Genomic DNA, 25870 nt, shown 5'->3' with positions numbered 1-25870 from the left:
AAACCGCCCTTACCATGTCCATAGCCATATTAGTTGCCAGCATTATTTTACTGCTTGTTTTTATTAGTGTATTTAAACTCAATGCTTTTATCGCACTGCTTTTAGCTTCCTTTTTTGTGGGAATAGCAAAGGCAATGCCTTTTCATTTGATTATTAATTCCATACAGTCCGGTGTAGGGAGTACTTTGGGATCTCTGATTCTTATTTTGGCTTTTGGTGTCATGCTCGGGAGTTTACTCTCTGAAAGTGGAGCTGCTCAACGAATCAGTTCCGTACTTATTCGTTCCTTCGGAGTTAAAAGAGTCAAATGGGCAGTTTTAGTTACGGGCTTCGCGGTGGGAATAGCTATGTTTTACAATGCTGGTTTTGTAATTTTAGTGCCAATGGTTTTCACGATTGCGACAAATACAAAGCAACCCTTCATCTATTTAGGAATTGCAATGGCATCAGCACTTTCTATTACGCACGGATTTTTGCCTCCGCATCCAGGTCCCACAGCTATCGCAGTTATTTTTAAAGCAGATATTGGTAAGACATTGATATATGGAATTCTGGTTGCAATACCAGCACTGCTCGCAGCGGGAATTATTTTTCCAGAGTTTGTCAAAAAAATAGCCACAAATCCGCCCAAAGGTTTATTTGTGAGTAAAAACTTCGCAGAAGCGGAAATGCCTTCCTTCAGAGTTAGCTTTTTAATTGCATTGACTCCGGTTATTTTAATGGGCCTAGCCACTGCAAGTGCTCTTTTTTTAACGGCTAATTCTCCTTTGCGTTCTACGATAGAATTCATAGGAGATCCCACTACAGCAATGTTACTAGCAGTTCTTTTAGGAATAGTTTTTCTAGGTCTTAAGCGAGGAAAAAAAATGGAAGAGGTGATGGAAAAATTAGGCTCTTCTATGGGGGCAGTCACGATGATAGTGCTGATTATTGGAGCAGGAGGCGCATTCAAACAGCTGCTAATTGATAGTGGCATTGGTACTGATCTAGCAGTTTCTTTTGAAAACTCACGCCTATCTCCTTTATTACTGGGATGGCTAATCGCGACTATTATACGCATAGCCCTAGGATCTGCAACAGTTGCGGGTTTAACCGCAGCAGGTATTGTGCAACCATTAGTAGCTACTTCAGGTGTAAGCCCGGAATTAATGGTATTATCTATAGGTGCGGGAAGTTTAATGTGCTCTCATGTCAACGATACGGGTTTTTGGATGTTCAAGGAATATTTTGGCATCAGTATTAAAGATACTTTTCGTTCGTGGACCGCAATGGAAACCATTGTTGGTGTAATGGGATTAGCTGGCGTATTAGTACTTAATTTATTTGTAGGGTAATTAAATCTCAGCAATGAAGAAGACGAAATTATATATAGGTATTGATATAGGAACAACTGCTACTAAGGCAGTTTGCTTTGATATTGAGGGAAGAGTAATTCAAGAATATTCAAAGGAGTATGCCATGTACCACCCAGAAAATGATTGGAGTGTTCAAGAACCTGCAGAAGTTCTAGCAGCCGTTTTAGATTGTATTGCTGAAATTACCAAAGAAAATAGTGCCGAGTTTATTAGTTTTAGTTCGGCCATGCAAAGTATTATGATCATTGATGAGGATGGAAAACCCCTTACAGCAGCAATTATCTGGGCCGATAATCGGGCGCATGCTGTGGCAGAAGTCCTAAAAAATTCAGCACAAGGAAGCTTGTTTTATCAGAAAACGGGGATACCCATTCACACTTTTTCTCCAATGACCAAAATAGCGTGGTTGAAAGAGCATGATAAAGAAGTATTCAGTAAAGCATTTAAATTTATTAGTTTAAAAGAATATGTATGGCACTACCTAACAGGTGAATATGTTATTGATTCCTCGATGGCATCTGGTACAGGAATACTGAATATCCATAGCTTAGAATGGGATCTTGATATCGTAGATTTTTTGGATATAAAACCTTCACAATTGTCGGAAGTCGTAAGTCCTACACATTCTTGCATAGGGATAAAAGACAGCCAACTTTATGTAATAGGTGGGGGTGATGGAGCACTGGCTAATTTAGGAACTGCTGCTATGGAGCCAGGTACAATGGCGTTAACAATAGGAACAAGTGGTGCTGTTCGCTTGCCTATATCTGAACCTTTTATTGACTCCGAGATGCGAACGCAATGTTACCATGTAAATCAAAAACAGTATTTGACATTAGGAGCTGTCAGCAATGGAGCCGTAGTTTTACAATGGTTTAAAGAAGCTGTACTTAAAACTGAGGAGTCTTTTGAAGAATTATTTCAAAAAGGCGAAAGCATTGCAGCAGGTTCAGAAGGTTTATTATTTGTTCCCTATTTATTAGGAGAGAGAGCACCTATATGGGATGCAGCTGCTCGTGGAACAATTTTAGGAATTGCAATCACCCATCAGCAAGGTCATTTTATTCGTGCGACCATGGAAGGAATTTTGTACGGGCTATTGAGTATTACTGAAATACTGATTCCCAATACACAAAAGAGATTAGCAACAACAATTATGGCTAGTGGCGGTTTTGCCAAAAGTGATTTTTGGTTGCAAATGGCAGCCGATATTTTTCAGATGAAAGTAGTAGTGGCCGAGACGGTAGAAGCCTCCGCCTGGGGAGCTGTATTAATTGGTTTTGACGCTTTTAAAATAACAGCATCTCCTCCAGTGGAAGGGAAGGTTTTTGTGCCAAATAGAAATAATAAAGCGATCTATGAACAGGCTTTCGCCAAATTCAAACGGGTGTATCCTTTGCTGAAAGAATTATAGTTTACTAAACATTTCAATCGTTTTGGCAATCGCTTCATCATAGTTTTCCCAAGTTTTGGCTGAGGTTAAGTCCGTTGAAATAAATGTTTTATTAAACTTAGATAATAGAGTAAAATATACATATCCACCTAACATCAATTGAAAAGCAGCGTTCAATGATTCGTCTTTTTCATTTATAGTAAAGGTTTTTCCCACCTGTGCATTGAAGTATTTAAAAAGGCTTTTAGTGTCTTCATTGTTTTCAATCAGTTGCCAACGCAAAATTTCTTGTGTTAAGCTATTCTCTCGAAGTTCCTTTGTTCCTTCTTTAATAAAACTTCGCAAATTGTCTAAGTTGTCTTTATTTTCGTCAATAGATAATAAAGATTTAAAGAAGTGCCCTTTTTGAGCAAAGGTCAATAATAAGCCTTTCATACCACCAAAATAACGATAAATTAAGGTTTTAGAAACCCCAGCTTCTTTTGCAATAGCATTAATACCCACACCCTGCGGACCTTTATCTTTTAGAATATCTAAAAATGCATTGTATATTTTCTCTTCGGTTAGCCCTCTGTCTTTTTTCATTATAACTTGGATAAATTTAATACACTACCTAACGTAATACCCGAGGCGGTTATTCTTGGATAATGTTCTTGCATTAACTGAAACATATAGGGCAAAGGTACTTCATTAAAGGTACCGTAATCTTCTAAATATTCCATAAAGGCATTGCTTCCCGTTTGATCAAATTCTTGAAAAATGGAATCGTTCTCTCCATCAAAATCGAGTACTTTCACATTTAGTAATTCGCACAACTCTTTATTAAAGGCAGGGGTTGCTTTAACCCATTTCTTGTCTAAATAAATTTCGATGTATCCGTGAGGCACGAGTACATCTGAACCAAATTTTTCGACTATTTGATCCACCGCAATATGGTTTCTTACTTTCGCCAGACCCAGACGAGCCGGAATTTTTTCGACTCTAAGAATGGCTATCAAAATAATGACCTTGTCAATACAATGTCCGCTTTTATGAGTCACTAGTTCTGAGGAACGCCAATCTTCATTTATTAAACTAAAACGATACGGATAATAAGGCCAGTTGTCCCTCACATATTCATAAGCTTTGATGGCAAATTCCTTGTTTGAACTGGTATTTTCCTTTTTTATCAAAGCATGAAAGGATTGTATTTTTTCATTGGCAAAATCAAAATGATAGGTTTCCTGGGTGTATTGTTCCATAGCGAATAAATTATGTAACCTAATGGTTAGCTGCAATATTAATACTTTAATTATTTAAAATAAATTTTAAATATAGATAAATAAAAGTATATTTGTTACCAAGTGGTAACATTTTTATTGTAAATGTTACCACTTGGTAACTTTAAATGATAAAAATGGAGGCATATATTTATGATTCAGTAAGAACCCCTCGAGGAATTGGAAAAAACATAGGTTCATTAGCGCAGTTAAGTCCGGTGCAATTGTTAACTACATTGCTTGATGCTTTAAAGGAAAGAAACAATTTAGATACGAGCTTGGTCGAAGATTTAATTCTAGGTTGTGTAACGCAAACCGGTGAACAAGGAGGAAATATTGCTAAAGTGGCTGCCCAATGTTCGAATTACGGAGATCACTTATCTGCGGTAACTTTAAATAGGTATTGCGCATCAGGATTAGAAGCCGTTAATCAAGCGGCAGCAATGGTAAAGTCAGGATGGTCTAATTTAATTATAGCAGGAGGGGTAGAATCGATGTCTCGAGTTCCTATGGGAATTGATGGTTCTGCTTGGGTAATGGAACCAGAAGCTGCTTTTGGGAAATTTGTCCCTCAAGGAATCTCTGCTGATTTGATAGCGACTAAGTATGGCTATTCTAGAAATGACGTAGATCATTTTGCTTTAGCTTCTCAACAACGTGCTACATTGGCACAAAAAAACGGGTTTTTTGATAAATCTTTAATTGCTGTAAAAGACATCAATGGTTTAGTGCATCTAGACAAGGATGAATATATCCGAAGCAATACCACTCTCGAAATCTTATCGAGTTTATCTCCTGCTTTCGAAAAAATGGGAGAAATGTTATTTGATCAAACCGCTATAGATAAATATTTAGAAGTCGAGAAAATTAACCATGTGCACCATGCAGGAAATGCATCTGGTATTGTTGATGGTGCGTCTTTAATGCTGATTGGTTCTAAAGAAATGGGAGAGAAATTGGGATTAAAACCTCGTGCAAGAATAAAAATGGGAGCTGTAATAGGTAGCGAACCATTGATTATGCTTGAAGGTCCAATTCCGGCTACCATAAAAGCATTGCACAATGCTAAGATGAATGTAACGGATATTGATCTTTTTGAAGTTAATGAAGCTTTTGCTGTTGTACCCATGCGATTGATGGATCATTTTAATATTGATCATTCAAAAGTGAATGTTAATGGAGGTGCAATTGCTATGGGACATCCATTAGGAGCTACCGGCTGTATGATTTTAGGAACTGCGTTAGATGAACTAGAACGTCAGAACAAGAGTACGGCTCTAGCTACTTTATGCGTTGGAGGCGGAATGGGAATAGCAACAATTATTGAACGTATTTAAAAATTGATTATCTTTTAGATTATGAATAATAGTAAACATATAAAATATAGTATTGATAAAGAAGGTATTGCAATCGTCACTTGGGATGTGGCAGATTCTCCGGTAAATATCATGAATGAGGTTACTATGGCTGAATTCTTTTCGATTATAAATCAAGCTATAGAAGATGACGCTGTAAAAGGGATTGTTATTGCTTCCGCCAAAAAAGATTTTATTGCTGGTGGCGATTTGAAATGGTTTTTGAATTATGATAAATCCAAACAGGAATGTTTTGATATGTTGATGGAAACCAATACTCATTTGAGGAAAATGGAAACTTGTGGAAAACCTGTCGTAGCAGCGATAAATGGTTTAGCACTTGGAGGAGGTTGTGAAGTCGCATTGGCATGTCATCATAGGATTATGAGTAATCATGTTAAGAGTCAGATAGGATTGGTGGAATGTTCTGTAGGTTTGTTCCCAGGTGCAGGAGGTACACAGCGTTTTTTAAGAATGATGGGTTCACAAAAAACCATTCAATACATTACCCAATCCAAAAAATTAAGGGCAGAACAAGCATTAAAAGATGGACTTGTAGATGCAGTTTGTAGTCCAGAAGACGATATTATTGCGTTGGCAAAAAATTGGATTTTAACCAAAGGAACATGCGAGCAACCATGGGATAATAAAAGATTTAAAGTTCCGGGAACTCCATTAGGTGTAGGGCAGGTTTCGGGTGTAAGTGAGTTTTTTAGTGTTTCGAATGCGATGGCTTACAAAACAACACACGGGAATCTACCACATATTAAAAATGTACTGAGTGCTATTTATTACGGCGCAGCTTGCCATATTAATAAAGCATTAGAAGTTGAAGCGAGGTATTTTGTAGACACTTTGTTTAGTAAAGAAACTAAAAACATAATTCGCGCTTCCTTTCTTTATATTAATGATGCGGCTAAAGGAAAATCAAAACCCAAAGGTTATGATAATGTCTCTTTTAAAAAAATTGGAGTGATAGGTGCAGGTATGATGGGAGCTGGAATTGCCTATGTAAATGCAAAGGCAGGCCTTGATGTTGTTCTAAAAGATGTGAGTCTTGCAAAAGCAGAAAAGGGTAAAGAGTATGTAAAAACACAAGAACAAAAAAAGCTAAGTAACGAATTTACAACTGAAGCTAAGATTAATGATTTACTTCAAAAAATTAAACCTTCGGATTCAGATGCTGATTTAGCCACTTGTGATTTGGTTATAGAAGCTGTTTTTGAAAATGAAAAGCTTAAAAATTCAGTGACCAATGCAACTGAAAAAGTAATTCACGAGGAGGTAATTTATGCTACGAATACATCAACAATTCCAATATCAAAACTAGCAGAGGCCTCTTCTAAACCAGATAAATTTATTGGATTGCATTTCTTTTCACCAGTAGAAAAAATGCCTTTGGTGGAGGTTATTGTAGGTCAAGAAACCAGCGATAAAACTTTGGCGGCAGCCATAGATTATGTAATTGCGATTAAAAAGGTGCCGATAATTGTAAATGACGGTCGCGGATTTTTTACATCCAGAGTATTTGGGAAATATATCAATGAGGGAATAGCCATGCTTACTGAAGGCATTCCGCCAGCAGTAATAGAAAATGTGGCTAAAAAAATAGGGATGCCTGTGGGACCTTTGGCAGTTTCGGATGAGGTTAATTTGAAATTGATATTGGATATTATGAGCGAAGATCCAACTTTAGATGAACACGAAATGCAATTGAAAAGTAAATTAGTTTCAATCATTGAAATTCATGGAAGAACTGGTAAAAAAGAAGGGAAAGGCTTTTATGATTATCCAAAAGAGGGTAGAAAATCAATTTGGAAAGAATGGGCAACAATTTATCCTACTCAAACTGATTTTGACGAAGAAGAAATTGGACGACGATTGTTTTTTGCAATGGTTATCGATTCCTATAAATGCTTAGATTCTGGTGTAATTCGGGAACCAAAAGATGCTGATGTAGGCTCTATTTTAGGATTGGGCTTCCCAATTCATACTGGTGGAGTGATGTCCTATATTGATTATGTAGGAGCAGCGGAATTTGCTGCTTACAGCAAAAAATTAGCGCTTAAATACGGGGAACGTTTTCAATTACCCGAAAGCTTAAAAGAAAGAATTAAAATAGCGGGAACCAACCGTGTTTTCTATAAAAACTAAAAATTAAAAACTAAAAAATATTAAAATATGTTACAGAATATATTATTAGATAGAAAGATTTATGCATCTGAAGAACATAAAATGATGCAATCCATGATTCAGGAATTCATCGCTACTGAAATTATGGATCATATTGATGAATGGGAAAAAAATGGAATGGTAAGCCGGGAAATTTGGAAAAGAGCAGGAGAGTTAGGACTGCTGTGTATTGATATGCCAGAAGCATACGGTGGTGGGGGATTGGATTTTACATTTAATGCTTTATTAATTGAAGAATTTGCCAAAAAAGGCATAAGCGGACCGGGTTTTTCTTTGCATTCTGATATTGTGGCTCCCTATTTATTGAAATACGGAACTGAAGCGCAAAAAAAGAACTATTTGCCACTCATGGCTAAAGGAGAAATCATTACTGCGATAGGAATGACTGAGCCTAATTGTGGTAGTGATTTGCAAGCCCTTAGAACCACTGCCGAGGATAAAGGCGATCATTATTTAGTCAATGGTCAAAAAACTTTTATTACCAATGGATTTATGTGCGATATGGCAATAGTTGCAGTAAAAACGAATGTGAATACTGAGGAGGAAGGAGTGACTTTGCTTATTATGGAAACAACTATGGATGGATTCAGTAAAGGTATTCCGTTTAAAAAAATCGGAATGAAATCTCAAGATACCTGTGAATTGTTTTTTGACAATGTGAAAGTCCCAAAAGAGAATAGGCTTGGTGACGAAAAAATGGGCTTTAAGATTATGATGGAAGAATTGGCTCGGGAACGCTTAACTGTTGGAATTTTTGCAGTAGCAACAGCAGAAGGTGCTATTCAAGACACAGTAGCTTACACCACAGAACGTACTGCTTTCAAAACTCAAATTGCAGGATTTCAAAACACCCAATTTAAGCTGGCCGAATGCACTACTCAGTTGCAAATTCATCAGACATTTCTAGACCGATGTATTGAATTATTAGCAGAACATCAATTAACAACCGAAACGGCTTCCATGATCAAATACTCGGCGACAGATATGTGCGGCAGCGTAGTTGACGAATGTTTGCAACTGTTTGGTGGTTATGGATACATGTGGGATTATCCTATTGCCCGAATGTATGCTGATAATAGGGTAGCACGTATCTATGCTGGAACTAATGAAATCATGAAAATTGTAATTGCTCGTGGTCTCTTTAGTGGCTTATTGAAAAAGAGATAAACTCTAAATCGAATAGCTATTAAAGGAGTTTGTTTGATTCGGCATTACTTTCAAAAAAGTCTCTCTTGCACTATTACAGGATTTCCAGGAAAAGGAAATTGTGTTATAATCTTAAACAGTCTATGGTTAAGGTTCAAACGTCTTAAAATCTTATTCTCACAGAGTTAATTAAATTCGATTGTAGTACAGCTGCTTCCCGCTATATTTAAGTTTTCAGGAAATAGTCGACGACCTATCGAAATGTGCAGACGGATAATTTTGTGAACAATTGGGAAATAAATTTCATTTTGACAACATTTCTTGAGGCGGAACGAGTTGTCCTTTAGATTTAGCATTTGGAGTTTTATAAAAAGCCATATTGGGATAGCTTTCAGAATGGTTTAAAGAAATATTTATAGGTGTGATTGTATCATTTATGCGAGCTATTTTTTTTATTATTTCCAATTATTCTTTTGTAGCAGTAAATTTATTAACGGTAATTTCTGCTAAAGAGTTGTTATTTAATGTACCATCTGATAGCCTTAGCTAAGGCTACTTATATGGACCTTTTAGTTGAAAAACTATTTCTTCATCAGGGTAAAAAAGATGGAGTAGCTGTTCAGTATTTTTATTAAATCTTTGCGTAAAGGCGCAAGAGTATAGCGATAAAGTGAAGTTTAGGACTGAGGCATGCTACAGGAAGAATACTACGTCCAAATAATATGGTGTATCAATTATAGAAAAAGCTGTAAATAAGAGTTATTTACAGCTTTTTTTCTAGTATGTTCTGCTAAATAGATTACTTAAGTCCGCCTGATACACTAATACTTTCACCAGTAATCCATGCAGCATCATCTGAGGCTAAGAAGACAGCCACTTTTGCAATATCATTGGGTTGACCCACACGACCAAAAGGAGTGTTCGCAACTGCTTGTCTTTCGAAGTCGGAACCAATAATTTCCATTGCATTTGTACCCTCAGTTTCTGTAATACCTGGACATATAGAATTGACACGAATCTTTTTAGGACCTAATTCTTTTGCAAATGATTGTGTAAGCGAATCAACTGCACTTTTAGTTGCAGAATAAACAGAGCCCATCGCAGAAGCATTTTTACTCACTACTGAACTCATGTTAATTATACTTCCACCATTTTCGCCAAATAACCTCACCGCTTCTTGAGTAGCTAAAATAGGACCCAAAACATTGATGTTAAATTGGCGATGAAATTCTTCTTCAGTGATATCTTCAATTGGTGCAAATTGATATACACCCGCATTGTTTACTAAAACGTCAAGTGTACCAAATACTTTTTTAGTTGCCGCGAAAAGGCTTTTTACTTCTGTTGAATTAGATAAATCTCCTTGAATAGCAACGGCTGTTCCTCCATTTTCTTCAATTTCTGCCACAACAGCATCAGCACCTTCTTTACTAGAAGCATAGTTGACAACAACTTTAGCTCCTGCTGCACCCATTTGTTTTGCAATTTCAGCACCAATCCCTTTTGAGGCTCCAGTTACAATAACTACTTTATGATTTAATTTGCTCATATCTAAGTTTTTTTAAATTATTAATTTTACATTTGTACCACAAAGATACTATCATTAGTATGTAAAAGATACTAATAGGTTAAATAGTGGTTACCACCAGGTAACTACTTAAAATAAATCATGATGAGAGATGAAAGATTTTGTAGCTCCCATTGTCCTTTAACTAGGGCAATTAGCAAGATTGGGAATAAATGGAAACCCATAATTATAAATGTCATTCAAGATAGAACGGTCCGTTTTGGTCAGCTTGATGCCATTATTCCTTTAATAACCCGTAAAGTATTGACGGAACAATTAAAAGAATTAGAGGAAGACGGAATTCTAACTCGTACTGCTTATAAAGAAATTCCGCCACGTGTAGAATATTCATTAACAAAACAGGGACTAGAATTAGTTCCTATATTAAAAACGATCTCTGACTGGAATATTAAATATGAAGATAGTGTTGCATGTGAATTACAAAGTTCAAAAAAAAAATGATCAACAATTGTAGATTGTGTTTTTTAACTTTCAATATTAAATTATTAAATAAATACGTACTAATTTTACACTTCTTTTTCTACAACATTTACAATGAAAATACTATATACTTACATCAAGGCGCATAAGCCATTATTATTTCTAGCTTTGTTTTTAGCTGCCATCAACCAATGTTTTTCCCTTTATGATTCTATAATCATTGGTAAACTTCTTAATGAATGCGGAGTAGGAGTAGCCAATTTTAATAACAATTATACCGAGTTTGTAAAAGCCGTTTTAGGATGGTTAGGACTTTCATTAGGAGCAGCCATGCTTTCGCGAATAGCCAAAAACTTTCAGGACTATTTTACCAACATCATTATTCAACGCACTGGTGCACATATGTATACTGATGGAATTCAAAAAGCATTGCAGTTGCCTTTTCAACAATTTGAAGACCAGAGTAGTGGAGAGACCTTAGGGAAGCTTCAAAAAGTAAAAATAGATTGTGAAAAGTTTATCACTTTGTCTATTTCTATGGTTTTCCAAAGTCTCATCGGAATCACTTTTGTGGTTATTTATGCGATTAATATTCACTGGCTGTTGGGTCCTATTTTCCTTGCTACCGTTCCTGTTATTGCTGTAGTAAGTTCTTTTTTGGGTAAACGAATTAAAAAGGTCTCTAAACAAATTTTAGGAGAAACAACCGCTTTGGCTGGTGCGACAACGGAATCTTTAAGAAATATTGAATTAGTAAAAAGTTTGGGTTTGACGGAACAAGAGGTGAACCGTTTAAATACAACCACTAACAAGATATTAGGATTAGAGTTAAAGAAAGTACGTTTTATTCGTTCGTTGAGTTTTATTCAGGGAACAACGGTTCATTTTATGCGTACAGGACTAGTTTTCGCTTTATATATGTTTATTTTTCAGGGAATCATTAAACCTGGAGATTTAATAACGTTGATGTTCTTTTCTTTCTTTTTATTCAATCCTTTACAAGAATTGGGAAATGTGATTGCCACTTACAATGAAACCAAAGCTTCTATGGATAATTTTGGAGATTTAATGAATTCAAAAAGTGAAGAGACACCACAACACCCTAAGACTATCGGGGCTATTAAACACTTAAGGTTTTCTCATATTTCCTTTAAACACATCACCGCTAATAGTTACGCAGTGAAAGATATTTCATTCGAAGCAAAAGCAGGAGAGACAATTGCCTTTGTAGGGCCTTCCGGAAGCGGAAAAACAACATTAGTCAAAATGTTAGTTGGATTATACAAACCCGCTGAAGGTGCCATATTTTATAACGATAAGAATGCTAATGATATTGATTTAACCGAGTTGAGGCAACAATTAGGATTTGTTACTCAGGATGCACAATTATTCTCAGGGACTATAAAAGACAATTTACTATTTGTAAAACCAACAGCCACTGATGAAGAAATAAATGATGTTTTGCAAAAATCTGCTTGCCAGAATTTATTAGAAAGAGCTGAAAACGGTTTGAATACCACAATTGGAGAAGGAGGAATTAAAGTTTCGGGAGGAGAAAAACAGCGTTTGTCGATTGCAAGAGCTTTATTAAGAAATCCAAGATTATTGTTGTTTGACGAAGCTACATCGGCATTAGATTCTATTACCGAAGAAGAAATTACCAAAACAATTAGAAGCATTTCATCTAAGCAAGATCAGATCACGGTCTTAATTGCTCACCGTCTATCAACGATTATGCACGCTGATAAAATCTTTGTACTAGAACAAGGGCACATCATTGAACAAGGAAAACATCAAGATCTTCTAGATGAAAAAGGACTTTATTATGCAATGTGGAGACAACAAATAGGTGAGAGAAAATAGCGTTGACGTTTTCAAATTATAATTTAATATTAAATCGTAAGGGAAGAAGCATTTTTTACGTTTTTGTCGGAATAAATATAAAAGACCTTTTAAACATTTGTTTTTAAGGTCTTTTTTTAATTTTATAGTAAGGTTAAATATTTAGTTGCTTTCTTATTATTAAGTAAATAGTCCCTATTATAATAGTTTCTTTAAACAGCTACTTAACTAGATCGTCAGATAAGGTTGAGTTTTTCACGTTTTAGATATCAAAATGGTCTTATATAATTAGGCTAAAACACTTTTTAAATTATTAATCTAACAGTATGGTAACAGTAGATTGATATGTGAAATTCATGAAAATTATTAAAATCTTTTAATTTTGTTTTCAGCAATTAAGAGAAAAGGATATAACAATAGTAAATTTTTATAAATTTAAAATGAATAATTGTTACCACACTATTAATCCTAAACATTGAATCTAATTTTAAAAGATTCTGTAGGCTATCCAAAATATACCAAAGATGAAAATAATTTTTCGAGTTCTACTATTACTTATGTTTACTGCTTGTGTAGTTAAACCTGTTGCTACAAAAAAACCTTTGTGGATTATAGGTGCGCCTTGCGGAAACCAAATAACAAAAATTGATAAAAAAGGGAAAACTGTTATACCGAATGGTCGCTTTATTACAGCTGCTGGAAAAAATATTATAACTGCACCACATCCTTATGGATTGACCTTAAGTCCAAACGGAAATATTGCAGTAACAGCTAATTCAGGAACAAATCCTTTATCTATTACCATTATTCGTGATATTATGTCAGATAATCCAGTAGCGCAACAAGTTCCTCCCGGTCCCGCCACAGATAAAGGGGTTTTGGCTTCTGTATTCATGGGATTGGCAGTAGCTCCTGATAATAAAACGGTCTATGTTGCTGGTGGAGAGGAGAACAAAGTATATTTATTTGATTTGAATACAGGCGTGAAGAAAGACTCTATAGATTGCTCTTTTAGTGCTGAGGGTATTGATTATTCTCATGGGTATATTGGTGACATGAAGTTGTCAAAAGATGGAAAAAAACTTTTTGCTGTGGACCAAATTGGTTTTAGGATGATAATTATAAACACGGAGACAAAAAAGCTAACTCATTCTGTTCCCGTCGGACGTTATCCTTTTGGAATATGTTTATCAGCTGATGAGAAAAAAATATATGTCGCTAATGTTGGGATGTTTGAATACGATTATATAAAAGAAAGTAAGGAAATAGACGCCAAGATAAAATCAATAAACTATCCAGCTTTCGCCTATGGTTCAGAGGAAATGAAAACGGGTATTCAAAATGACACTATAGCCATTAAGGGGTTAGGAGATCTTAATGCTATTGATGCTTTTTCTATATTTTCCATAAATATTGAGGATACTTTAAATCCTAAAGTTGTTGCGAAAATAAAAACAGGGAATTTGGTTGGCGCATTAGTGGAAGATATTCCTGCAGTAGGTGGTTCTAGTCCTAATTCAATTGTAGCAACTGATGACTATGTTTTTGTTAGTAATGGTACTAATGATAATATTTCAGTAATCTCTATTGCGAAGGATTCTGTAGTGAATACCATTCCGCTAAAATTGGATGATCGTATAAAACATTTTCGAGGTATTATTCCTTTTGGATTGGCTTTAAGTCCAGATAAAAAACGTTTGTATGTAGCAGAATCTGGAATAAATGCTGTAGCAGTAATAAATGTAGCAAATCAGAAAGTTTTAGGACACATACCTACAGCTTGGTTTCCTTCTAAAATTGAGGTGAGTCGGGATGGAAAAAAACTCATAATTGCTAATGCTAAAGGGTTTGGAAGTGGCCCAAATGGAGGTGCAAATTTTAAATTAGGTGCTGATGGAAGTTATATTGGATCTTTGATGAAGGGAACGGTTCAAGTAGTTGACATTCCAAAAGACGTACAATTACAAGAGATGACCGAGCAGGTGGTTTCTAATAATTTTCAATTTACCAATGCAACAAATCCTAGTTTGAAAAACAGAGTGGATAATCCTGTTCCCTTATATCCCGGAGAGAAAGAAAGTCCAATAAAACACATTGTATTTATATCGAAAGAAAATAGAACCTATGATGAAATTTTTGGTCAGATTAAGAAAGGGGATGGAGATGCAACAATAGCCAGATATGGTGAAAATGCTTCTTTTTCAAACCGAAAGAAAACAGATTCTGTATCTAATACTACCGTTATGCCCAATCACTTAGCTTTAGCCAGACAATTTAGTATTTCAGATAATTTTTATGTAGATGCAGATGTTTCAGCGGATGGTCATCGTTGGCTAACTAATACGTATCCTAACGAATGGTGCGAAACTGCTACCGCTGCTAGTTATGGGGGAAACCGCAATTTTAAAGAAGATTCAAAAGCACCAGGAGTTTTTGCTATGAATGGTGCGGCAGGAGCCATTTATCCAGAAGATTATAATGAAGCTGGTTCTATGTGGGATCATTTGTCTCGTCATAATGTTGATTTTTATAATTTTGGTTTTAGTATCATGTTTGAACCAGCATTGTACAAAGCGGAGTTTAAATATACAGGAATTCAACAATACGTTAATTTTCCAATGCCTGCACCTTTATTTGAAAGGACTTCTAAAATGTATCCTACTTATAACACCGCCATACCTGATCAATTCAGGATAGATCAATTCATTAAAGAATTTAATATGAAATGGATGAATGGCAAAGGGACTATGCCACCATTTACGACAGTTATAATACCAAATGATCATGGAGCAGGAGATGTACCTGAGGCTGGATATCCTTTTAAAGAAAGCTATATGGCAGATAATGACTTGGCTGTGGGTCGCATTGTTGAGTACTTGTCTCATACTCCTTATTGGAAAAATATGCTTATCGTGATTACTGAAGATGATGCTCAAAATGGAGTCGATCATATTGATGCACATAGAAGTATTCTGATGCTGATTTCTCCTTGGATCAAAAGAAATTATGTAGGTCACCAACATTATAGTTTTGGAAGTATATTTAAATCATTTTGGAATATTCTCGATATGCCTTATTTAAATCAATATGATGCTGGAGCAACTGATTTAAGTGATCTTTTTACAACTACACCAGATTATAAACCGTACAATGCTTTAGAAGTTGATCCTAAGGTTTTTAACCCTCAAAAGGCCCTAGACCCTTTTGATGAAAAATTCAATTGGAAAGCACTTAAGGATTCTCCTAAAATTGATAATGTAGAAGATATGTTTCGGGATAGTAAGGAACAAGATGCTTATCGATTAGAAAATAGAGAAAAAGAAAAATAGCATTTAACTAATAATTATTTCTATTTTATTAACCAGCCAAACAAAATTATTCCTGTCAATAATAATTTTGTTTGGCTTTTTTTTTAATCATGATAAACGCATTTATAAAACACTTGATCGGCATGATATAACATTAAATTGATGATACAATAATGCCCTGTTAAAGATTTCTTAAAATTATAAAGTTGACTAATAGTAAATATTTTATCAAATTTGCCTTGTAAAATTTACTAATAGTAACTATTTAATTATCTGATGAAAAAATTGAAAACTGTAATGAATTTATTATTGATGTTGACGACATCATTAATTTTTGCGCAAACAACCCCGTTTAAAGGTAAGGTGGTTGATGGACAAAATGGGTCACTACCTGGAGCAACAGTCCTTATTAAAGGAAAAACTACTAGTGCTGTGACGGACATTGATGGTAATTTTGAAATACAAATACCAAAGGGAAATGAAATTATTACAATCTCTTACATTGGGTTTAATGCAGTTGATTTTAATACATCAAAATTGAAAAGTGCTGTTATAGTACTTAAAGCAAATTCTGAAAATTTAGAAGAAGTTGTGGTAACTGCTTTAGGAATCAAAAAAGAGAAAAAAAGGTTAGGATATTCTGTTCAAGAGGTAAAAGGTGATTTAACAAAATCTAGAGATCCAAATGTGATGAACTCATTGTCGGGTAAAGTTTCAGGTTTGATAGTGGCTTCTTCAGCAGAATTTTTCACAGCACCAAAATTATATTTACGTGGAAAAAAACCTTTAATAGTTGTAGATGGTGTGCCTTTGGGGACTGACACTTATAATATCAGTCCAGATGATATTGAAAGTATAAATGTTTTAAAAGGAGCAAATGCAGCTGCATTATATGGATCTGATGGAGGGAATGGAGCTGTGCAAATCACTACTAAAAGAGGCACAAAAGATGCACGGGGTTTTGTTGTAGAGTTTAATCAAAATACCATATTTCAAGGTGGATTCAATGCGGTACCTAAAACACAAAATAACTATGGCCCGGGATCTTATGGGAATTATGCCTTTAAAGATGGTAAAGGAGGTGGTATCAATGATGCAGATTATGATCAGTGGGGACCTCGATTTGATGGTCAATTGATTACACAATACGACAGTCCATTAGATGCAAGTGGTAATTTAATACCTACACCTTGGCTAGCAAGAGGGGCAAATAATTTTAATAACTTTATGGAAACGGGGATTTTAGAAACAAGTAATCTTGCCATAGCATCTCAATTTGATAAGGGAAATGTTCGTTTCTCCTTGTCACATACCTATCAAAAAGGGATTAATCCTAATACAAAACTGAATATTTATAATTTCAATTTAAGTAGTAAATACAACTTTAACGAAAAAACATCTATAGACGCAAGTGCTAATTTTAATTTTCAGACATCACCTAACAATCCTAATGTAGAGTATGGTCCAAATAGCTACATATACAATATGCTTATTTGGGGAGGTGCTGATTATGATGTTAGAGATCTTAGAAATTATTGGCAAGAAGGTAAGGAAGGTATTCAACAAAAGAATTTTGAATACACACGCTACAACAATCCTTATTTTATGGCTTATGAATGGTTGAAAGGTAAACAAACAAATGATTTTACTGGACAAGTAACCCTTAAACATGAAATAACTGATAATTTTGACGCCAGTGTAAGAACTAATGCAGCTTTGGAAAATGAGTTCAGTAATGAAAAATTCCCTTATTCGATGACTACCTACGGTAGAGAAAAAGCGCAAGGAGATTATAAAGAATGGTACGACTATAAGTTAAAAAGCTACACTGATTTAATGTTGAACTATAATAATAAGTTTGGCGATTTTGCTGTGAAATCTACTTTAGGAGCAAATATAAATATTCAAAAAGAAAGAAATTCCTATGCAACTACAGACTATTTGATAGTACCAGGACTTTATACCTTAAGTAATACGCAAACTCCAGTTCAACCTACAAACTATAGAAGTCACTACGAAACGTATGGCTATTATGCCTCCGCTGATTTCTCTTATAAATCGTTCTTATTTTTAGGTGCAACAGGTAGAATTGATAAAGATTCTAGATTACCAGAGAAAAATAATACTTTCTTTTATCCTTCAGTGTCTTTAAGTGCTGTTTTAAGTGAAGTATTAGAAGTTCCTAGTATAGATTTCTTAAAAGTTAGAGGTTCTTTTGCAAAAGTGGGAAGTTCATTAGACATATATAGTAACTTAAATACTTATGCGTTAAATAACCCTTTTACGGTAGGCGGTACAACTTATAATCCAGCCTATGTAAATTCTGTTTTATCCAATGAAGATTTAGAGCCTGCTTTTAACTCCTCAACTGAGTTTGGTATGGAAACACAATTATTTCATAATAAATTAGGTTTTGATCTTACCTATTATGAAAATAAAAATGGTCCTCAAATATTTGATTTAAAGTATTCTGAGGCTTCGGGATATAATGGAAAAAAACAAAATGGTATTACTACAAAAACCAAAGGTTGGGAATTAGCGGTATCTGCAACACCTATAAAAACGAAAGATTTTAGTTGGAATGTTCGAATAAATTGGTCAGCCTATAAAGAATATTTACAACAGGTTTATGGTGACATAACAAACAATGGTAAAATTAAAATTGGTGATAGAGTAGATGCGTACTACATCACAGATTTTATGCGAACTCCCGACGGGCAATTAATTGTTGGTTCTGATGGTAAACCATTAAAAAATGCTTACGAAACTAAAGCTGGTTATGCAGCACCGGACTGGTCAGCAGGTATAGCAAATAATATTAGTTACAAGAATTTCTCATTGGATTTCTCATTAGATGGTAGATATGGAGGGAAAATTGAAGATTATGTTGCACGTAAAATGTGGCAAAGTGGTAGACAAATAGGAACTGATACTCCAGAAAGAGCTAATGATGTTCAAGGAATAAAATCATATGTAGCAGATGCAGTTGTGGTTACAGCTGGAGTATTGACTACAGATGGAGAAGGAAATGTACTTTCAGACACGCGTACTTTTGCTCCAAATACAACAAAAATCTTCTATCAAGATTTTTCAAAATCATACAATGGTCAAACAGCAGCAAACATTATAGACAAAACATTTTTTAAATTAAGAGAAGTTAATCTAACCTATGTATTTCCTAAGAAAGTTTTATCTAAAACGTTTATTAACAATGCTTCTATATCTTTAATAGGAAGGAATTTAATTTATTTCGCTAAACATAAAGATATTGACTTAGATCAGTTTAATGATGAAAAAGGATCGCCATTGCAAACGCCAACTGTAAAAAGTTACGGCTTAAATATTAACCTTAAGTTCTAAATAAATAAAAGATGAAAACATATAATTTAAAAAAGGGATTAACACTTTTAATGGCATCAGTACTCCTGTTTTCTTGTACTCAGTTTGATGATTTAACTGATGATCCAAACAAAGCAACAAGTGTGCCGCCGTCAATGTTGTTGTCGGAGGTGTTAAGTGTAGTAAACAATGTTGGAGGCGAAGGACCATGGAGTGATGCTCAAAGAGACAATCAGTTTTGGGTAATTTCATTTGATTACTATGGAAACCAAGATTATAATTGGGGCGCTATAAATAGTTATAGATACAAAACCTTGGCTAATGTTATTGCCATGGAAAAGGAGGCTAAAGGTCTTGACAATCAAGATAAATACGAGGCTTTAGCTAAGTTTTTTAAAGCCTATTTTTATGATTATATGACTAAACGAGTTGGAGATATTCCACTAAGCGAGTCATTAAAAGCCGATGCTAATCCCGCAATTACGCAGCCAAAATACGATTCTCAACAAGATATTTATACGGCTATTTTGGATTTGTTAGAAGCTTCAAACGATCAAATTACTGCAGCACAAGCACAAGTAGGTACTTCGGGAATTTTAGGAGATTTTTTCTTTAATGGCGATTTAGACAAATGGCAAAGAACGATTAACTCTTTTCATTTAAGAGTGTTGATTAATCTAAGTAAAAAGAATAGTGAATTAAATGTTGCAAGTAAATTTAATGCTATAATCTCTAATCCTTCCAAATATCCTTTATTAAGAGGAATAGATGATAATATGGTTCGCAATTTTGCTGATGAACAAGGGAATAGGTATGAGTTGAACCCTAGTAATTATGGGTTTAACAGAAATAGAAATATTATGGGAGCGACGTATTTAAACTTGCTTAAAAATAATAATGACCCAAGAATCTATATAGTTGCAGATCCAGCTGCGTTTTACTTTAAAGCAAATGATCCAAAAAGTTTGAATGCCTATATTGGTGCTAAAACTGGTGATGACCAAGGGCAAATGCAAACTGATTCTGATGCAGGTAAATATAGCTATCCTAATGAATCTAGATATTACAGTAATTTTAAAGGTGAACCCTACATTCAAATTGGTTATTCTGAACAAGAATTTACAATTGCAGAAGCGATAAATAGAGGATGGGTTACTGGAGGTGATGCTGAAAGTCATTATTTGAATGGCATTAAAGCCTCAATGCAATTTTATGGTGTAAAGCAAGCCGATATAGATACGTTTCTTTTAAATACAAATGTTGTTTATAAAGGAAATAATGGAACTGGATTGAATCAGATTTTGACTCAAAAATACATTGCGTTTTTTAATAATTCGGGTCGCGAGTCTTATTTTAATTATAGAAGAACAGGCGTTCCAACTTTTGATATTGGACCTGCAAATAATAATGGAGCGAAAATTCCTTTGCGTTGGAAATACCCTGTAAGTGAATTTGAGAACAATACTGCAAATGTTAAAGCTGCATTAAGTTCGCAATTTGGAGGTTCCGATGATATCAATGCAGCAATGTGGCTGATTAAATAGGCAACTGGTTTGTTCAATAATGCTACAAAATCAAAAAAATAAAATAAAATGAAAAAATCAATTTTACTGACAAGCTTATTTACACTATTCTTTTTGGGAATTCACGCACAACAGAAATTAGAATCCCCAAAAACAAAAATTGTGCTAATTACTTTAGACGGTTTCCGTTGGCAGGAACTTTTTACTGGTGCTGATGCCAAACTGATTGCTAATAAGGAATATGTTGAAGACACATTGGATTTAAAGAAAAAATTTTGGAGAGCAACTCCTGAAGATAGAAGAGCAGCGTTAATGCCCTTTTTTTGGAACAAAGTGGTTTCAATGGGACAAATTCACGGAAACAGAAACTTAGGAAGCAATGTTAATTTGACGAATACCATGTGGTTTTCGTATCCTGGATATAACGAAATATTATCAGGATCAGCAGACGATAAAAGAATTAATAGTAACAGTAAGATTAATAATCCTAATACGACAGTTTTAGAGAAAATTAATAACATGCCACAATACAAGGGCAAAGTAGCTGCTTTTGGTAGCTGGGATGTATTTCCTTTTATTATAAATGCAGAGCGTTCTGGAATTCCTGTAAATGCAGGTTTTGAAACAGCTAAATCTAAAAAGCTTTCCGATAGAGAATTGTTTTTAAACGACCTGCAAGATAAAGTTCCGTCGCCTTGGGGATCTGTAAGATTAGATGCTTTTACGTCAAATTATGCTTTGGAGTACATGAAAAAAGAGCATCCAGAGTTGGTCTATATTTCCTATGGCGAAACGGATGATTTTGCTCATGAAGGACAATACGATGCTTATTTAAAATCGGCACGCACTGCAGATGCTTTGATAGAACAATTGTGGAATTTTACACAAAGTGATCCTTTCTATAAAGACAATACTGTTTTTATTCTTTCTACGGATCATGGACGCGGAACTGTGCCATTAAAAACATGGAAAAGTCATGGATCAGATATCGTTGGGGCTGACCAAGTTTGGTTAGTTGCTTTTGGTAATAATGTTGAGGTATTAGGCGAAGTTAAAAAAGCAGAACAGTTGTTTAGCATTCAAATTGCACCAACCGTTTTACAAGTTTTAGACAGCAAATTGATAGATGCTGAAATGAAAGGAAAAGCGATAAAAGTATTCAAAAACTAATGCAAAAGTTAGCGAAAAAATCAAATATCCCTTTTGTACTGAACGCTTCGCTGGCTTCGTTTGGGGTATACTTTTGTATGTATGCCTTTAGAAAACCATTTAGTGTAGCCACATTTGAAGGGATGGAAGTATTCCATATTGATTATAAAATTATTTTAATTTTCGCACAAGTATTGGGTTATGTGCTTTCTAAATTTATTGGAATTAAAGTTGTTTCAGAATTAAAAGCAAATCAACGTGCTTATTATTTGTTGGGGTTAATTTTAATAGCTGAAGCTGCGTTAGTATTATTTGCCCTAGTGCCAAAACCTTATAATGTTATTTTTATGTTTTTTAATGGTGTTCCCTTGGGAATGATTTGGGGAATTGTTTTTTCATACATAGAAGGCCGAAAATTTACTGAAATATTAGGGGTAGCTTTGAGTACCAGCTTCATCGTTTCAAGTGGTGTAGTGAAATCGGTCGGATTTTTCGTGATGAATTCTTGGGGTTTTTCTCAGTTTTGGATGCCTTCAGTTACAGGTGCATTATTTGTCTTGCCCTTATTGTTTTTTACTTGGTTATTAGAAAAAATTCCAAAGCCAACTCAAGAAGATATCGAACTGCGCTCTGAACGTGTTCCTATGAATACAAAAGACAGGAAGAAATTGTTAAAACAATTTTTATATCCCATTACTATCTGGGTTTTGTTTTATACCTTTTTAACTGCTTTTAGAGATTTTAGGGATAATTTTTCCCGTGAATTATGGGATGCCAATGGGTATAAAGGAGATGTATCGGTCTATTCCACTTCAGAAACATTGATCGCTTTTATTGTATTATTAGTTTTGGGTTTTGCCTTTTATTTAAGAGACAATAAGAAGGCCTTGTACTTTTATCAAATTTTACTTTTGGCTGGATCCATTTTGTTAGGTTTTTCAACATACATATTTCATTCCGGGAGACTAGACCCATTTACATGGATGGTAATTTCGGGCTTTGGATTATACATTTGTTATGTGCCTTTTAACTGTCTGTTTTTTGACCGTTTTATAGGAGCATTTAAAATCAAAGGCAACGCTGGTTTCCTTATTTATCTTGCCGATGCTTTTGGCTATTTAGGAAGTGTAAGTATTTTGTTATATAAAAATTTTGGAAAAGATGATTTATCCTGGATAGACTTTTATATGGACTGTGCCTATTTCGTTGCAGGAATTGGAATCATTGTAACCATCAGTTCCACTCTTTATTTGAATAGAAAATTTAAAAAAGATAAAAGGTATAGTGTAAATTTAAATTTAGTGTTAGATGAAACCAGTTTATGATCTTATAATTATTGGTAGTGGAGTTTTAGGAACTTTTCACGCCTATCACGCTTTAAGGAAGGGGCTTAGAGTTGCTATTATTGAAAAAGATAAAATGCCAATAGGAGCGACTATTCAAAATTTTGGACAAGTAGTTCCCTCTGGAATGGACTCAAAATGGCAAACTTATGGTAGAGAGAGTTTGAATATTTATAAAGAGATTCAAAGCCAATTTGATATTTCAGTTCGGCAAAATGGATCAGTATATTTAGCTTCGAACGAAGAAGAAATTCAACTTATAGAAGAGTTGTATCAAATCAATCAATCCAATAATTATCAATCTCATTTGTTGACTAAGCAGCAATGCTTAGATAAATATCAGGGTTTGCGATCTGATTATGTAAAGGCAGGATTATTTTTTCCTGAAGAAGTTACTGTTGAGCCACGAACGATGATTTACAGATTACAAGAGTTTATGACTTTGAAAATGGGTTTAAAACTAATTACAAATACAAGTATTATTAATTGTGAATCAACGCCAAATGGAGTTACACTTTTGAGTACTTCTAATTTAGAATTCTCTGCAAGCAAGGTGATTATTTGTAACGGTAGTGAGTTTAAAAATTTGTATCCAGAACTCTTTAATAAAAGTGATTTAGAGGTTTCTAAGTTGCAAATGATGCAGACGAAGCCACAAAAAAAATATGTTCTTCCAGGATCAATACTTACTGGTTTGTCTATTAGAAGGTATGAGGCATTTTATGAATGTCCTTCCTTTAATTCGATAAAAGCAAAAGAAAATCCCGATGCTTTAGAAAAGAAATGGGGTATACATATATTGTTTAAACAGGCAGCTGATGGTTCTATCATTTTGGGCGATTCTCATCAGTATGCTGATGCAAAAAACAAAGATGATTTGGGTTTTGACTTAGACATGGATATTGATAATTTCATGATACAAGAAGCAAAAAAAATTATTGATTTACCCAATTATGAAATTCAAAGCAGATGGTATGGTATGTATTCCCAATGCAAAACCAAAGATATATTTGAGCATACGATAGGGAACAATATTCATATTATAACAGGAATAGGAGGAAAAGGAATGACGGGTAGTGCTGGATTTTCAAAAGAAAATATTAATGAAATTTTTAATACATAAGAATGATAAAAAAAATAGAATTGGTCGTCTTTGATATGGCCGGAACAACTGTAGATGAGGACAATGTTGTATACAAAACAGTACAAAAATTAATTAATGACGAAGGCTATAGTGTCACTTTAACTGAAGTCCTAAAATATGCAGCCGGAAAGGAAAAGCACCAAGCGATAAGAGATGTTTTAGAAGAGTGTACTACATTAATTTCTGTTGATGCTATAGCAGATAAAGTGTTTACTAATTTCAAAACAGCTTTAGAAATGGCCTACAATACTTTAGAAATAAAAACTTTTGAAGGGACAGAGCAACTTTTTAAAGATTTAAGAAGTAGTAATATAAAAGTAGTTTTAAATACGGGTTATGATCGTAAAACGGCTAATTTATTATTAAATAAGCTAGGCTGGATTGTTGGAGAAACTATTGATGGATTAGTAACTGCTAATGATGTAGTAAATGGAAGACCAGAAGGGGATATGATTTTATTGGCTATGAAAAATACGGGCGTCCTTGATGCTGAAAAAGTAATGAAAGTGGGAGACTCCGCAATAGATATTGAAGAGGGCAAAAATGCCAATTGTGGTATAACCGTTGGAGTCCTTTCTGGAGCGCAAACTAGAGAACAAATTCAAAAGGCGAATCCTAGTTTTATAATGGATAATATAATTGAATTAAGAGCTGTACTATTATAATTTGTTTCATTTTTTGTTTTTTTTACTCTCCTTTTTGATTAACTAAATAGGAGAGTTTTTTTTAGCTTTTTCGAGAATTAAATAAAAAAGTAAATTACTAACATTTTAGCGACTGTTTTACTTCTATTGATTGGGACATGGGGTATTCTTCCATCAAAAAAAATAGAGTCGCCTTCTTTTAATAATACTTCTTCATCACCAATAGTATAGAAACATTCTCCAGAAAGTATGTATTTGAATTCATACGCATCTGTTTCTACTTTTTCTCTCTGAGAATTCGGTTGTACTTCAAGCAACACAGCTTCAAAACCTAAAGAAGAAAGTTGTTTTCCGAAAATATATTTATAGGCAAAGCCTTTAGCATCATCTTCTTTTTCGATCATTGCATTATCTTGACTACGAGAGATGATATAACTATTTTCAGGACTATTAGACATACCCTCAAAAAAATCACAGACTTCAACTTCCAAGGCATTAATAATACTCAGTAAAACAGGTAGAGAAGGAATGGTTCTACCGTTTTCAATTCTTGAGATCAGTCCATTACTTACGTTTGCATCAGAGGCAACTGTATTAATAGTTTTTTTATTTTTTTTTCGAATGTCTTTAATTCTCTTTCCTATACCTATTAAATAATCATTCATGGATTCTTTGTATTTAATACGAATATCTATATTTCAATTGATATAAAAAAGGAAGAACTACATTTTTCTTAAACCGTCAAATCATTTATATAGCATTTACAAAATAGGAATAGCTGCTTTAATTTTATTTAGGAAAGTTGTTTATAGATTTAGATTTAACGCGCAAACCTTGGCTACAACAGTAACCACCTTAATAACTATTTG

The 25870-nt window shown here is 34.3% G+C and carries 18 protein-coding genes; 14 read left to right on the top strand and 4 right to left on the bottom strand.

The window, feature by feature from the left end; translation table 11 throughout:
* The first annotated feature begins 14 nt into the window (after positions 1–14).
* Positions 15–1334 carry a gluconate:H+ symporter gene (locus ACEN2K_RS04375; protein ID WP_441758101.1) on the top strand — a complete coding sequence of 440 codons (1320 nt, stop codon included), beginning with the start codon at positions 15–17 and terminating at the stop codon, positions 1332–1334.
* A gap of 13 nt (positions 1335–1347) precedes the next feature.
* The gene (locus tag ACEN2K_RS04370; protein ID WP_441758100.1) at positions 1348–2769 is read left to right on the top strand and encodes a gluconokinase; all 1422 of its coding nucleotides are present in this window, start codon (positions 1348–1350) and stop codon (positions 2767–2769) included.
* Here the strand turns inward: ACEN2K_RS04370 and ACEN2K_RS04365 are convergent.
* Together ACEN2K_RS04365 and ACEN2K_RS04360 are read right to left on the bottom strand one after the other, a co-directional pair.
* Positions 2764–3333 (bottom strand): TetR/AcrR family transcriptional regulator, encoded by a 570-nt coding sequence (locus ACEN2K_RS04365; RefSeq protein ID WP_441758099.1) that lies wholly within the window; start codon positions 3331–3333, stop codon positions 2764–2766. The genes ACEN2K_RS04370 and ACEN2K_RS04365 overlap by 6 nt on opposite strands.
* The gene (locus ACEN2K_RS04360) at positions 3333–3989 is read right to left on the bottom strand and encodes a transglutaminase-like domain-containing protein (RefSeq protein WP_441758098.1); all 657 of its coding nucleotides are present in this window, start codon (positions 3987–3989) and stop codon (positions 3333–3335) included. Before ACEN2K_RS04360 ends, ACEN2K_RS04365 begins: the two co-directional genes overlap by 1 nt.
* Before the next feature lie 155 nt (positions 3990–4144).
* Here ACEN2K_RS04360 and ACEN2K_RS04355 point away from each other — a divergent pair, with 155 nt between their 5' ends.
* Genes ACEN2K_RS04355 through ACEN2K_RS04345 form a run of 3 tightly spaced genes read left to right on the top strand, consistent with a single transcriptional unit; the run spans position 4145 to position 8722 of the window.
* Complete coding sequence (locus ACEN2K_RS04355) at positions 4145–5344, top strand: acetyl-CoA C-acetyltransferase (protein ID WP_441758097.1); 1200 nt, start codon at positions 4145–4147, stop codon at positions 5342–5344.
* A gap of 21 nt (positions 5345–5365) precedes the next feature.
* The gene (locus ACEN2K_RS04350; RefSeq protein WP_441758096.1) at positions 5366–7516 is read left to right on the top strand and encodes a 3-hydroxyacyl-CoA dehydrogenase NAD-binding domain-containing protein; all 2151 of its coding nucleotides are present in this window, start codon (positions 5366–5368) and stop codon (positions 7514–7516) included.
* 27 nt (positions 7517–7543) lie between these two features.
* Positions 7544–8722, top strand: coding sequence for an acyl-CoA dehydrogenase family protein (locus ACEN2K_RS04345; RefSeq protein ID WP_441758095.1), 1179 nt, complete (start codon positions 7544–7546; stop codon positions 8720–8722).
* A gap of 778 nt (positions 8723–9500) precedes the next feature.
* Here the strand turns inward: ACEN2K_RS04345 and ACEN2K_RS04340 are convergent.
* Positions 9501–10250: an SDR family NAD(P)-dependent oxidoreductase gene (locus ACEN2K_RS04340; protein ID WP_441758094.1), complete on the bottom strand. Its 750-nt coding sequence runs from the start codon at positions 10248–10250 to the stop codon at positions 9501–9503.
* 123 nt (positions 10251–10373) lie between these two features.
* Here ACEN2K_RS04340 and ACEN2K_RS04335 point away from each other — a divergent pair, with 123 nt between their 5' ends.
* The 9 genes from ACEN2K_RS04335 (at position 10374) to ACEN2K_RS04295 (ending at position 25022) form a co-directional block, all read left to right on the top strand.
* On the top strand, positions 10374–10730 hold the full coding sequence (locus ACEN2K_RS04335; RefSeq protein ID WP_441758093.1) for a winged helix-turn-helix transcriptional regulator: 357 nt from the start codon (positions 10374–10376) through the stop codon (positions 10728–10730).
* A 93-nt stretch (positions 10731–10823) separates the two neighbouring features.
* Positions 10824–12572 (top strand): ABC transporter ATP-binding protein, encoded by a 1749-nt coding sequence (locus ACEN2K_RS04330; protein WP_441758092.1) that lies wholly within the window; start codon positions 10824–10826, stop codon positions 12570–12572.
* Between the two features lie 503 nt (positions 12573–13075).
* Positions 13076–15880, top strand: coding sequence for a hypothetical protein (locus ACEN2K_RS04325; RefSeq protein ID WP_441758091.1), 2805 nt, complete (start codon positions 13076–13078; stop codon positions 15878–15880).
* Between the two features lie 255 nt (positions 15881–16135).
* Entirely contained in the window at positions 16136–19219 is a 3084-nt protein-coding gene (locus ACEN2K_RS04320; RefSeq protein ID WP_441758090.1) for a SusC/RagA family TonB-linked outer membrane protein, read from the top strand.
* 11 nt (positions 19220–19230) lie between these two features.
* The gene (locus tag ACEN2K_RS04315) at positions 19231–20742 is read left to right on the top strand and encodes a SusD/RagB family nutrient-binding outer membrane lipoprotein (RefSeq protein WP_441758089.1); all 1512 of its coding nucleotides are present in this window, start codon (positions 19231–19233) and stop codon (positions 20740–20742) included.
* A 48-nt stretch (positions 20743–20790) separates the two neighbouring features.
* Positions 20791–21891: an alkaline phosphatase family protein gene (locus tag ACEN2K_RS04310; RefSeq protein ID WP_441758088.1), complete on the top strand. Its 1101-nt coding sequence runs from the start codon at positions 20791–20793 to the stop codon at positions 21889–21891.
* Complete coding sequence (locus ACEN2K_RS04305) at positions 21891–23195, top strand: DUF5690 family protein (protein ID WP_441758087.1); 1305 nt, start codon at positions 21891–21893, stop codon at positions 23193–23195. The genes ACEN2K_RS04310 and ACEN2K_RS04305 overlap by 1 nt, the downstream gene beginning before the upstream one ends.
* Entirely contained in the window at positions 23179–24336 is a 1158-nt protein-coding gene (locus ACEN2K_RS04300; RefSeq protein ID WP_441758086.1) for a TIGR03364 family FAD-dependent oxidoreductase, read from the top strand. The genes ACEN2K_RS04305 and ACEN2K_RS04300 overlap by 17 nt, the downstream gene beginning before the upstream one ends.
* Before the next feature lie 2 nt (positions 24337–24338).
* Complete coding sequence (locus tag ACEN2K_RS04295; RefSeq protein WP_441758085.1) at positions 24339–25022, top strand: phosphonatase-like hydrolase; 684 nt, start codon at positions 24339–24341, stop codon at positions 25020–25022.
* Positions 25023–25099: 77 nt separating this feature from the next.
* On the opposite strand, the gene ACEN2K_RS04290 is transcribed toward ACEN2K_RS04295, so the two are convergent.
* On the bottom strand, positions 25100–25666 hold the full coding sequence (locus tag ACEN2K_RS04290) for a helix-turn-helix domain-containing protein (RefSeq protein ID WP_441758084.1): 567 nt from the start codon (positions 25664–25666) through the stop codon (positions 25100–25102).
* Between the last annotated feature and the right edge of the window lie 204 nt (positions 25667–25870).

It is taken from the genome of Flavobacterium sp. W21_SRS_FM3 (genome assembly GCF_052113625.1).
In the GTDB taxonomy this organism is placed as follows: Bacteria; Bacteroidota; Bacteroidia; order Flavobacteriales; family Flavobacteriaceae; genus Flavobacterium.
The sequence above is the reverse complement of the archived record's forward strand: the minus strand, read 5'-3'. Positions and strand labels throughout refer to the sequence as shown.

Excerpts from the sequence above, each read along its gene's own strand:
- ACEN2K_RS04375 (WP_441758101.1), top strand. The coding sequence starts at position 15 with ATGTCCATAGCCATATTAGTTGCCAGCATTATTTTACTGCTTGTTTTT.
- ACEN2K_RS04370 (WP_441758100.1), top strand. The coding sequence starts at position 1,348 with ATGAAGAAGACGAAATTATATATAGGTATTGATATAGGAACAACTGCT.
- ACEN2K_RS04365 (WP_441758099.1), bottom strand. The coding sequence starts at position 3,333 with ATGAAAAAAGACAGAGGGCTAACCGAAGAGAAAATATACAATGCATTT.
- ACEN2K_RS04360 (WP_441758098.1), bottom strand. The coding sequence starts at position 3,989 with ATGGAACAATACACCCAGGAAACCTATCATTTTGATTTTGCCAATGAA.
- ACEN2K_RS04355 (WP_441758097.1), top strand. The coding sequence starts at position 4,145 with ATGGAGGCATATATTTATGATTCAGTAAGAACCCCTCGAGGAATTGGA.
- ACEN2K_RS04350 (WP_441758096.1), top strand. The coding sequence starts at position 5,366 with ATGAATAATAGTAAACATATAAAATATAGTATTGATAAAGAAGGTATT.
- ACEN2K_RS04345 (WP_441758095.1), top strand. The coding sequence starts at position 7,544 with ATGTTACAGAATATATTATTAGATAGAAAGATTTATGCATCTGAAGAA.
- ACEN2K_RS04340 (WP_441758094.1), bottom strand. The coding sequence starts at position 10,250 with ATGAGCAAATTAAATCATAAAGTAGTTATTGTAACTGGAGCCTCAAAA.
- ACEN2K_RS04335 (WP_441758093.1), top strand. The coding sequence starts at position 10,374 with ATGAGAGATGAAAGATTTTGTAGCTCCCATTGTCCTTTAACTAGGGCA.
- ACEN2K_RS04330 (WP_441758092.1), top strand. The coding sequence starts at position 10,824 with ATGAAAATACTATATACTTACATCAAGGCGCATAAGCCATTATTATTT.
- ACEN2K_RS04325 (WP_441758091.1), top strand. The coding sequence starts at position 13,076 with ATGAAAATAATTTTTCGAGTTCTACTATTACTTATGTTTACTGCTTGT.
- ACEN2K_RS04320 (WP_441758090.1), top strand. The coding sequence starts at position 16,136 with ATGAAAAAATTGAAAACTGTAATGAATTTATTATTGATGTTGACGACA.
- ACEN2K_RS04315 (WP_441758089.1), top strand. The coding sequence starts at position 19,231 with ATGAAAACATATAATTTAAAAAAGGGATTAACACTTTTAATGGCATCA.
- ACEN2K_RS04310 (WP_441758088.1), top strand. The coding sequence starts at position 20,791 with ATGAAAAAATCAATTTTACTGACAAGCTTATTTACACTATTCTTTTTG.
- ACEN2K_RS04305 (WP_441758087.1), top strand. The coding sequence starts at position 21,891 with ATGCAAAAGTTAGCGAAAAAATCAAATATCCCTTTTGTACTGAACGCT.
- ACEN2K_RS04300 (WP_441758086.1), top strand. The coding sequence starts at position 23,179 with ATGAAACCAGTTTATGATCTTATAATTATTGGTAGTGGAGTTTTAGGA.
- ACEN2K_RS04295 (WP_441758085.1), top strand. The coding sequence starts at position 24,339 with ATGATAAAAAAAATAGAATTGGTCGTCTTTGATATGGCCGGAACAACT.
- ACEN2K_RS04290 (WP_441758084.1), bottom strand. The coding sequence starts at position 25,666 with ATGAATGATTATTTAATAGGTATAGGAAAGAGAATTAAAGACATTCGA.